This is a genomic window from Adlercreutzia equolifaciens, assembly GCF_029076695.1.
In the GTDB taxonomy this organism is placed as follows: domain Bacteria; phylum Actinomycetota; class Coriobacteriia; order Coriobacteriales; family Eggerthellaceae; genus Adlercreutzia; species Adlercreutzia equolifaciens_A.
Map to the genome: position 1 here is coordinate 1 of NZ_JARFIK010000134.1, position 362 is coordinate 362.

Sequence of the window (362 nt, forward strand, 5' to 3'; positions counted from 1 at the left end):
GATCTGTAAAAGCAGTCAGTACGATCAGCGGATCGACTCTGTCATGAAAGAAGTAGAAGCCATCAAAGAGGAGCGGGAGAAGGCACGGTATGATGAAATCGTGACAGAAGCTTCGGAAAAGCTGGCAGATGCAGAAAAAGAGATTACGGATGCAGAGGCTGAGCTGGAGCAGGGAAAGGCAGAAGCACAGGAGAAGCTTACAGCAGCAAGGGAAAAGCTGGAAAATGCACAGAAAGAGCTGGAACAGGCGAAAAAAGAACTGGCATCGTCTCAGGCGAAGATTGCCTCATCCAAAGAAGAACTGGAGCAGGCACAAAAAGAATTAAATGAGTCTTCCGGGAAGATTGCGGCAGGCGAAAAAG

Annotated in this window: 1 pseudogene; it reads left to right on the plus strand. The window is 48.3% G+C overall.

The features are described from left to right. Positions 1–43 precede the first annotated feature (43 nt). Positions 44–362, plus strand: a pseudogene (locus PZH32_RS11790) (hypothetical protein); the annotation flags it as partial.